6 protein-coding genes are annotated in these 9,180 nt (G+C 69.2%); 4 read left to right on the top strand and 2 right to left on the bottom strand.

Translation table 11 applies throughout. The features are described from left to right. On the top strand, positions 1-1,999 hold a 1,999-nt coding region (gene acnA, locus KILIM_RS15370; protein ID WP_006593642.1), incomplete at its 5' end, for an aconitate hydratase AcnA. Positions 2,000-2,101: 102 nt separating this feature from the next. Here acnA and KILIM_RS23400 read toward each other — a convergent pair. Both KILIM_RS23400 and KILIM_RS15365 read right to left on the bottom strand, forming a co-directional pair. Next, positions 2,102-2,257 (bottom strand): methionine/alanine import family NSS transporter small subunit, encoded by a 156-nt coding sequence (locus tag KILIM_RS23400; protein ID WP_006593641.1) that lies wholly within the window; start codon positions 2,255-2,257, stop codon positions 2,102-2,104. Beyond that, positions 2,254-3,855, bottom strand: coding sequence for a sodium-dependent transporter (locus tag KILIM_RS15365; protein WP_006593640.1), 1,602 nt, complete (start codon positions 3,853-3,855; stop codon positions 2,254-2,256). Before KILIM_RS15365 ends, KILIM_RS23400 begins: the two co-directional genes overlap by 4 nt. A gap of 421 nt (positions 3,856-4,276) precedes the next feature. On the opposite strand from KILIM_RS15365, the gene KILIM_RS15360 reads away from it, so the two are divergent. The 3 genes from KILIM_RS15360 (at position 4,277) to KILIM_RS15355 (ending at position 9,177) form a co-directional block, all read left to right on the top strand. After that, positions 4,277-8,203: a multifunctional oxoglutarate decarboxylase/oxoglutarate dehydrogenase thiamine pyrophosphate-binding subunit/dihydrolipoyllysine-residue succinyltransferase subunit gene (locus KILIM_RS15360; RefSeq protein WP_006593639.1), complete on the top strand. Its 3,927-nt coding sequence runs from the start codon at positions 4,277-4,279 to the stop codon at positions 8,201-8,203. 92 nt (positions 8,204-8,295) lie between these two features. Continuing rightward, positions 8,296-8,472 carry a DUF6104 family protein gene (locus KILIM_RS23710; RefSeq protein WP_085956015.1) on the top strand — a complete coding sequence of 59 codons (177 nt, stop codon included), beginning with the start codon at positions 8,296-8,298 and terminating at the stop codon, positions 8,470-8,472. A gap of 6 nt (positions 8,473-8,478) precedes the next feature. After that, positions 8,479-9,177 (top strand): GDSL-type esterase/lipase family protein, encoded by a 699-nt coding sequence (locus KILIM_RS15355; RefSeq protein ID WP_006593637.1) that lies wholly within the window; start codon positions 8,479-8,481, stop codon positions 9,175-9,177. Positions 9,178-9,180 lie beyond the last annotated feature (3 nt).

The raw sequence follows: 9,180 nt of genomic DNA, 5'->3' as shown, positions 1-9,180 counted from the left end.
CATGGTCAACGGGCTCGGCGTGCTCGGTTGGGGGATCGGCGGCCTCGAGGCCGAAATGGTCATGCTTGGCCTGCCGTGCACGATCGCATTGCCGCGGGTCGTCGGGGTGCGGCTGACGGGGGCGCTGCCGCACGGGAGTTCGGCGACCGATCTGGCCATCACACTCACCCACGCGCTGCGGGAGCTGGGTGTCGCCGGCGACTTCGTCGAGTACTTCGGCCCTGGGGTCTCGTCGCTGACCGTGGGGCAACGGGCGGTCGTCGCCAACATGGCCCCGGAGTACGGCGCGACGACGGGTTACTTCCCCATCGACAGCCACTCCATCGACTACCTGCGCCTCGTGGCGGCCCGACGCGTCGACGCCGACTTCGTGCAGGCGTACGCCCGCGCCAATCGCCTGTGGTTCGACCCGCGCACCGACCGCGTGTACAGCCGCACCTTGGAGGTCGACCTGTCGGGCATCGGACGCACCGTCGCCGGGCCGACCCGCCCGCAGGACAGCCTCACGCCCGGCGCCATCCCGGCATCGCTGCGCGCGGCCGACCACGGCGAGGCGCAGCCCACTGGTGAGGCGCGGGGCGGCGGGCAGCTGCCCGCCTTTCCGGTGGCGCTGGCCGCCATCACGAGCTGCACGAACACCACCGACCCCGCGCTGCTCATCACCGCCGGGCTGCTGGCCCGCAACGCCCGCCGGCTCGGGCTGCGCGCGGCTCCCTGGGTCAAGACCTCGCTGGCCCCCGGCTCCCCCGCCGCGGCCCGCTACTTGGCGCGCACCGGCCTCGACGACGACCTGGCGGCGCTCGGCTTCGACATCGTCGGGTTCGGCTGCACCACCTGCATCGGCAACTCCGGGCCGCTGCCGGAGCGTATCGCCGCCGCGCGCGGGGCGGGGCAGGTCGAGCCGGTGGCAATCCTGTCGGGTAATCGCAACTTTCCCGGCCGGGTCAACCCTGACGTCACGATGAGCTACATCATGACGCCGCCGCTGGTCGTCGCCTTCGCCATCAGCGGCGACGCCGCCCGCAACATCGAGACAGAACCGGTCGGGCACACCCCGGCCGGCCGGCCGGTGCTGCTCGAGGAGCTGTGGCCAAGCCAGGAGGAGGTCGCGGCACAACTGGCCGTCGGGGTGACCGCCGACGACTTTCCCGATGCCTTCGCCGCCGCCCATGCCAGCCGCGCGTGGCAGACCCTGGCCAGCCCCGCCGCACCCCGCTTTCCCTGGTCGCCGGACTCCACGATCCTGCGCCGGCCGCCGTTCGCGACCGCCGCGGTCGACGGGCTGCTCGGTGACTACACAGCCTCCCCGCTGCTGGTGCTCGGCGACGACATCACGACCGACCACATCTCCCCCGCCAGCGCGATCCCGGCCGACTCTCCCGTCGCCGACTTCCTCGTGGCGCGCGACGAATCCCGCGACGACCTCAACGTGTTCGCGTCCCGGCGCGGCAACTGGGAGGTCATGGCGCGGGGGGCGTTCTACTCCAAGACGCTGGGCAACCGCCTGGTCGAGGCGGACGCCGCGACGGGCACCACGACGCACGCCGACGGCACGCTCGCCTCGATCTGGGAGGTGGCGCAGCGCTACGAACAGGCCGGACGCCCGGTCGTCGTCATCGCGGGCGAGCGCTACGGCACCGGCTCCTCGCGGGACTGGGCCGCCAAGGCGCAGCGGCTGCTGGGGGTGCGCGCGGTGCCTGCGGCCAGCTTCGAGCGGATTCACCGCAGCAACCTCGTCGGCATGGGTGTGCTGCCGCTGCTGCTCACCCCCGAGCAGCGGGCGAGCCTTGGCACCATCGAGGCCGGCGACGAGTTCGACGTGGCCTGCCCGCCCGAGCTCGCGCCCGGCGACACCGTGCGCGTCGTGCGACGCACCGCGGCCGGAGAACGCGTCGAGCTCGACCTGGTCGCCGACGTGCAGACCGAGCAGGAGGCCCAGCTGCTGCGGGCCGGGGGCGCCATCCCGCACATCCTGCGCAGCGTGATCGACGCGGCCTGAAGTTCGCGCCCCCGACGTGAAAAGACGCTGTTCGCTGGTGCCCTCAAGCGGGCGACAGCGAACAGCGTCTTTCGGGACCGGATGGTCCGGCCCATGCCGGGGTCAGTGCCCAGGCGGTTCTTCCAGGCTGTCCGGGTCCTGGGCCCACTCGCCCTCGGTGACCTGCGGCTTTGCGCGCAGGAACAGGATGGCGCAGAGCAAACCACCCCAGAGCACGAGTATCGAGAAGAGCATCATGAGAATCGCGGGCATGGTCATTGGCCGGTCCCCTTTCGGTCGGCCCCGTCGGGCCCATCGGCCGACCGAGCAGTTGCTGCTCCGCTGCCACCCTCACGGTAGGGAGGCCACGGCTCGAAGCCTTCTTCATCGCGGTGCGCCCGCCAGGGCAGGGCGGTGAGGATCAGCGCGACGACGACGATGAAGGCGATGGCACCCCAGCCGAAGGTCAGCAGGTACCAATCGGGGTAGCCCTCGTAGCCCTCCGTGAGGAGCGTGATGATGCGCTGCAGGAGCATGTAGCCGAGCAGCAGCGGCGCCAGCACGCCGATGAGCAGGATCCACCAGCGGCCGATCTTGAACGTCGACACCGCGTTGAGGTGGAAGCGCAACTCTTCGCCGCGTCGCAGCACCCAGACGAGCAGCACCGTCATGACGATCGCCGAGAGCACGATGCCGATGTTGTTGGCCCACTGGTCGACGGTGTCCAGCGCGATGAGGCCGGAGGTCGTGGAGAACAGTGCGATCGAGATGACGGCGCAGACCAGGGAGACGCCGACGGCGCTCTGGCGCACACCGAAACCGAACTTGTCCTGCACCGCGCCCGAGACGCCCTGCAGGATCGAGATGATCGACGTGAAGCCGGCCATCACCAGCGAGGCGAAGAACACGAGCCCGAAGAAGCTGCCGCCCGGCATCTCCGCGATGACCGCGGGGAAGGTCACGAACGACAGGATGGGCCCGCTGAGCCCCTCCAACTCGCCGACGGTCGTCGACTGGTCCCAGGCCAGGAAGCCCAGGGTCGCGAAGACGCCGATACCGGCGAGGATCTCGAACGAGGAGTTCGCGAACCCGACGACCAGACCCGAGCTGGTCATGTTCGCCTTGCGGCGCTGGTAGGAGGAGTACGTGATCATGATGCCGAACGCGATCGACAGCGAGAAGAAGATCTGGGCGTAGGCGGCGATCCACACGGCCGGGTTGAACAACTCGGACCAGTCGGGGGTGAACAGCGCGTTCAGACCGTCGGCCGCCCCGGGCAGGGTGACCGCCCGGATGACCAGGCCGATGAACGCCACGACGAGCAGCGGCAGGAAGATCATGTTGGCCTTCTCGACGCCCTTGGCGACCCCGAGGGCCAGGGTCACCAGGATCGCCACCCACACGACGACCAGCGGGATCGCCACCCCGGAGACGATCTGGGTGGAAATCTCGGGGTCACCGACCTGTAGGTAGTCGCCGACGAAGAAGTTCAACGAATCCGGCGCCCAGCGCAGGTCGAACGAGAAGACGAAGTAGCTCAGCGCCCACGCGATGACCGCCGCGTAGTACACGGAGATGACGAACGAGAGGATGATCTGGAACCAGCCGACCACCTCCGTGTTCTTATGCAGGCGCCGGAACGCCAGGGGCGCGGTGCCGCGGAACCGGTGCCCGATGGCGTAGTCGAGGAAGAGAATCGGGATGCCCGCTGTCAGCAGAGCGAACAGGTAGGGGATGAGGAAGGCTCCCCCACCGTTCTCGTAGGCGACCCCCGGAAATCGCCAGATATTGCCCAGGCCGACCGCCGAGCCGATCGCGGCCAGGATGAAGCCGGTCTGACTGGACCACTGTTCGCGTTGCCGCGTCGTCGCTGCCATCTCCCGCCTTTCCGATGTGTCGTGTGCGATGAGTGTGCGGACATCTAACCAGGAACCTGTGACAAGGCTGAGGCAGGTGCACCCTCGTGTCTGCCTCCAATCGCCGAGCGGCCCGGTGAGGGTGGCGCGACTGGGTGTTCCAGCAGACCGGCTGACCGCTCCGCCGGTGGCGGCCGGTCGCCGCTCCATGCCGCGTTCATCCGCCGTCCATGTTGTGAGTCCAGCGCTTCGGTTGACCCGCGCACATGTACGCTGGCGGGCAGTACGCCCACGCGGCGTCCAGTGGTCGCCGCGCGGGGGATTTGAGGCGTCAACGACGACGACGAGAACGAGACGAAAGAGGCGTGTTCGCGTGCCGGACCAGCCAGCCCCTGACGAGCCGACCATCGCGTTCGGACCCAATAAGTGGTTCGTCGACGAGTTGTACGAGCAGTATCGCGAGGACAAGAACTCTGTCGACCGCTCCTGGTGGCCGATCTTCGCGGACTACACCCCCGGGCCGGTCGAAGAGGCGGGCTCCAGCAACGGCGCCGCGTCGACCGCGCCCCGCTCGGCCGCTGCGGCGCAGCCGAGCGAACAGTCGGCATCACGGCAATCCGAGGCCAAGAAGGCCGCCCCGAAGCAGGCCGAGCCCAAGAAGCCCGAGCCCGAGTCCGAGCCCCAGCAGGCTGAGCCCACCAAGGCCGAGCCCAAGAAGCCCGCGAGCAAGGCCGCCTCCGGCGCGGCCGCGACCAAGGAGGCCGACGACGTGAGCGTCGCGACGAAGTCCAGCCAGTCAAAGCCCTCTCCGGACAAGGGCGGCAAGCCGCCACGTGAGGGTGAGACGGGCGGCGGGCCGAAGGCGCCGACCTCCCGCGAGACCTCCCCCGCTCAGCCGATGCCCGGGTCCCGCCAGGAGCCGATGGGCCGGCAGATGCCCAAGCCGCGCGACACCCCGGCGTTGAAGTCGGCGTCGGAATCCGACGACGAGGTCATCAAGCCGCTCAAGGGCCCGGCCGCCCGCATCGTGGCGAACATGGACGCCAGCCTGCAGGTGCCGACCGCCACCAGCGTGCGCGCCGTACCGGCCAAGGCGCTCATCGAGAACCGCATCGCGATCAACGCCCACCTGCGCCGCAACCGAGGCGGCAAGGTCAGCTTCACGCACATCATCGGATTCGCCATCGTCAAGGCGCTGCAGGCGATGCCGAGCATGAACAACAACTTCGCGGAGAAGGACGGCAAGCCGGTCATCGTGCAGCCGGCGCACATCAACTTCGGCCTCGCGATCGACCTCCCGCGCCCCGACGGCACCCGCTCCCTCGTGGTGCCCTCGATCAAGGCCGCCGACCAGCTCGACTTCTTCGGCTTCTGGAACGCCTACGAAGAGCTGGTCCGCAAGGCCCGCGGCGGCAAGCTGACCATGGACGACTTCATGGGCACGACGATCTCGTTGACCAACCCCGGCACCATCGGCACCGTGCACTCGGTGCCGCGACTCATGCAGGGCCAGGGCGCGATCGTCGGCGTCGGCGCGATGGACTACCCCGCGGAGTGGCAGGGCGCCTCCGACGAGACGATCGCCCGCCAGGGCATCAGCAAGATCATGACGCTGACCTCCACCTACGACCACCGCATCATTCAGGGCGCGGGGTCCGGGGAGTTCCTGCGGATCATCCACCAGCTGCTGCTGGGTGACAACGACTTCTACGACGAGATCTACGAGTCGCTGCGGATCCCGTACGAGCCGATCCGCTGGAGCCAGGACGTCTCGGCCACCCACGACGACGACCTGTCCAAGACAGTCCGGGTGCAGAAGCTCATCCACGCCTACCGCGTGCGCGGGCACCTGCTCGCCGACACCGACCCGCTGGAGTACCGCCAGCGACGCCACCCCGACCTGCAGCTGAGCACCCACGGGCTGACGATCTGGGACCTGGACCGCGAGTTCGCCACCGGCGGCTTCGGCGGCACCCCGATGTCGACGCTGCGCGACATCCTCGAACGGCTGCACTCGGCGTACTGCCGCACGATCGGCTCCGAGTTCATGCACATCCAGGACCCGGAGCAGCGCGAATGGCTGCAGGACCACCTCGAGATCCCGCAGCCGCGGGTCCCGCGCGAAGAGCAGATGCGCATCCTGCGCCGCCTCAACGCCGCCGAGGCGTTCGAGACCTTCCTGCAGACCAAGTTCGTCGGGCAGAAGCGGTTCAGCCTCGAAGGCGGCGAGTCCGTCATCGCGATGCTCGACCAGATCCTGCAGTCCTCCGCGCAGGAGGACATGGACGAGGTGTGCATCGGCATGCCGCACCGCGGTCGCCTCAACGTGCTGGCCAATATCGCCGGCAAGAGCTACGGACAGATCTTCCGCGAGTTCGAGGGCTCCTACGACCCGGGCAGCGTGCAGGGCTCCGGCGACGTCAAGTACCACCTGGGTACCGAGGGCGAGTACACGACCGAGGACGGCTCGGCCAAGACCAAGGTGTACCTGGCCGCCAACCCCAGCCACCTGGAGGCCGTGAACCCGGTGCTCGAGGGCATCGTGCGCGCCAAGCAGGACCGGCTCGATCGGCACGGCGAGGCCTTCACGGTGCTGCCCGTGCTGCTGCACGGCGACGCCGCGTTCGCCGGCCAGGGCGTCGTGCTGGAGACCCTGCAGCTGAGCCAACTGCGCGGCTACCGCACGGGCGGCACGATCCACATCATCGTCAACAACCAGGTCGGCTTCACCACCGCGCCCTCGTCGTCGCGCTCCTCGGTGTACTCCTCCGACCTGGCCCGCACGATCCAGGCACCGATCTTCCACGTCAACGGCGACGACCCGGAGGCCGTGGTGCGGGTCGGTCAGATCGCGTACGAGTTCCGGCAGAAGTTCGCCAAGGACGTCGTCATCGACATGGTGTGTTACCGCCGTCGCGGGCACAACGAGGGCGACGACCCGTCGATGACCCAGCCGCTGATGTACCACCTCATCGAGGCCAAGCGCTCGGTGCGAAAGCTGTACACCGAGGCGCTCATCGGTCGTGGCGACATCACCGAGGAAGACGCCGATGCGGCGATGCGCGACTACCAGAAGCGCCTCGAGCACGTCTTCGTCGAGACCAAGGAGGCGCTGAAGAAGACGGAGGCGCCCACCGAGAGCTCCGGCCTCGAGCGGCCCGCGGCCCAGCAGGCCGACGACCACACCCCCGACCGCGCCGAAGAAGACACGGCGATCAGCGGCGAACTGCTGCACCGGCTCGGCGACGTGTGGACCGCCTTCCCCGACGACTTCACCGTGCACCCCAAGCTGCGCAAGATGCTGGAGAACCGCACCCGCATGACCCGCGAGGGTGGCGTCGACTGGGCCACCGGCGAGCTGCTGGCGTTCGGCTCGCTGCTCACCGAGGGCACCCCGGTGCGCCTGGCCGGGCAGGACTCGCGCCGCGGCACGTTCACCCAGCGGCACGCGGTGCTCATCGACCGCGAGACGGCCGAGGAGTGGACTCCGCTGCTGTACCTGGGCAACCAGGCCCGGTTCTGGGTGTACGACTCGCTGCTCAGTGAGTTCGCGGCGCTCGGCTTCGAGTACGGCTATTCGGTGGAGCGACCCGACGCGCTCGTGTGTTGGGAGGCGCAGTTCGGCGACTTCGCCAACGGCGCCCAGACGATCACCGACGAGTTCATCTCGGCGAGCGAGCAGAAGTGGAACCAGCGCAGCTCCGTCGTGCTGCTGCTCCCGCACGGCTACGAGGGGCAGGGCCCGGACCACTCCTCGGCGCGCATCGAACGGTGGTTGCAGCTGTGCGCGCAAGACAACATGGTCGTCGCGCACCCCTCGACTCCGGCGAGCCACTTCCACCTGCTGCGCCGCCAGGCCTACGCCCGGCCGCGTAAGCCGATGATCGTCTTCACGCCCAAGCAGTTGCTGCGCCTCAAGGCGGCGCAGAGCCCCGTCGAGGCGTTCACGCATGGCCGCTTCGAGCCGGTGCTCGACGACCTCACCGACCCGCGCCCCGAGCAGGTCGACCGGGTGCTCATCGCCTCCGGCCGGGTGGTCTACGACCTGGAGGCCTACCGCGCCAAGCAAGAGGACAAGAACATCGCGATCCTGCGGCTCGAGCAGTACTACCCGCTGCCGGCCGCCGAGCTGGCCGCGGCCGTCAAGCAGTACCCGAACGCCGATCTGGTGTGGGTGCAGGACGAGCCGCGCAACCAGGGCGGCTGGCCGTTCCTGGCGCTCAACCTGCCGGAGCAACTGGCCGAGCACGGCGAGACCCGTCCACTACGGGCGGTCTCGCGGCCCGAGTCGGCGGCGCCCTCGACCGGGTCGAGCAAGCACCACGCGGCGGAGCAGGAGCGGCTGCTCTCCCAGGCGTTCACCCGCTGAGGTCGGCACCCGAACTTGGCGTTGGCCAGAGCGGCGCGCGCCCGCACCCTCGGTGCACAGGCACGCGCGCCGCGTAAGGCAGAATGACTGTCGTGTACTTCACTGATCGCGGCATCGAAGAATTGAGCCACCGCCGCGGCGACGAGGAAGTCACGTTCGACTGGCTGGCCGAGCAGCTGCGCACGTTCGTGGATCTCAACCCCGAGTTCGAGACGCCCATCGAACGGTTGGCCACCTGGCTGGCGCGACTGGACGACGACGAGGACTGATCACGCGTGAGCAATGACGGCTACGGGAACGACTACGGCGAGGAATACGCCGAGGACGCCGACATCCCGACCCACTTCACCCCCAGCGCCGAGTCTTTCGTCCACGACGGACCGCGCGACGTGGGGATCGTCTTCATCGGTGACTCCTTCGTTGCCGGCTACGGCGACCCCAAGGGCCACGGCTGGGTGTCGCGGGTCGTCGGCCGCACCCACCACCCCGACGTCGACCTGACGGCCTACAACATCGGTGTGCGCGGCGACTCCAGCGCCGACGTGCTCGCTCGCTGGCGCTCCGAGGGGTTGCCCCGCTGGAAGGACCGCCGCGAGCGGCGCCTCGTCGTCGCCGTCGGGCAGGCCGACCTCGTGCAGGGCCTGACGACCGCCCGCTCGCGCCTGAACCTGGCGAACGTGCTCGATGACGCCACGGCCCGCGGCATCGCCCCGTTCGTCGTCGGCCCCCCGCCGACCCTGGATGCCGAGATCAACGAGCGGCTGGAGGTCGTCGTCGAGGCGCAGGCCGACGTCTGCTCGCGCCGCTCCATCCCGTTCGTCGACTGCTTCTACCCCCTCAGCGAGCACGATCAATGGATCAGCGAGCTCTCCTCCTCCCGCGACGGCCGCCACCCCGGGCAGGCCGGGTACGGGCTGCTTGCGTGGCTCGTGCTGCACGGCGGCTGGGAGAACTGGCTGCAGATCGCGCCCTGACGA

The sequence above is a fragment of the Kineosphaera limosa NBRC 100340 genome (assembly GCF_000298215.1).
GTDB lineage: Bacteria > Actinomycetota > Actinomycetes > Actinomycetales > Dermatophilaceae > Kineosphaera > Kineosphaera limosa.
This window is presented reverse-complemented; position numbering and strand designations above follow the sequence as displayed.

Excerpts from the sequence above, each read along its gene's own strand:
- KILIM_RS15365 (WP_006593640.1), bottom strand. The coding sequence starts at position 3,855 with ATGGCAGCGACGACGCGGCAACGCGAACAGTGGTCCAGTCAGACCGGC.
- KILIM_RS23400 (WP_006593641.1), bottom strand. The coding sequence starts at position 2,257 with ATGACCATGCCCGCGATTCTCATGATGCTCTTCTCGATACTCGTGCTC.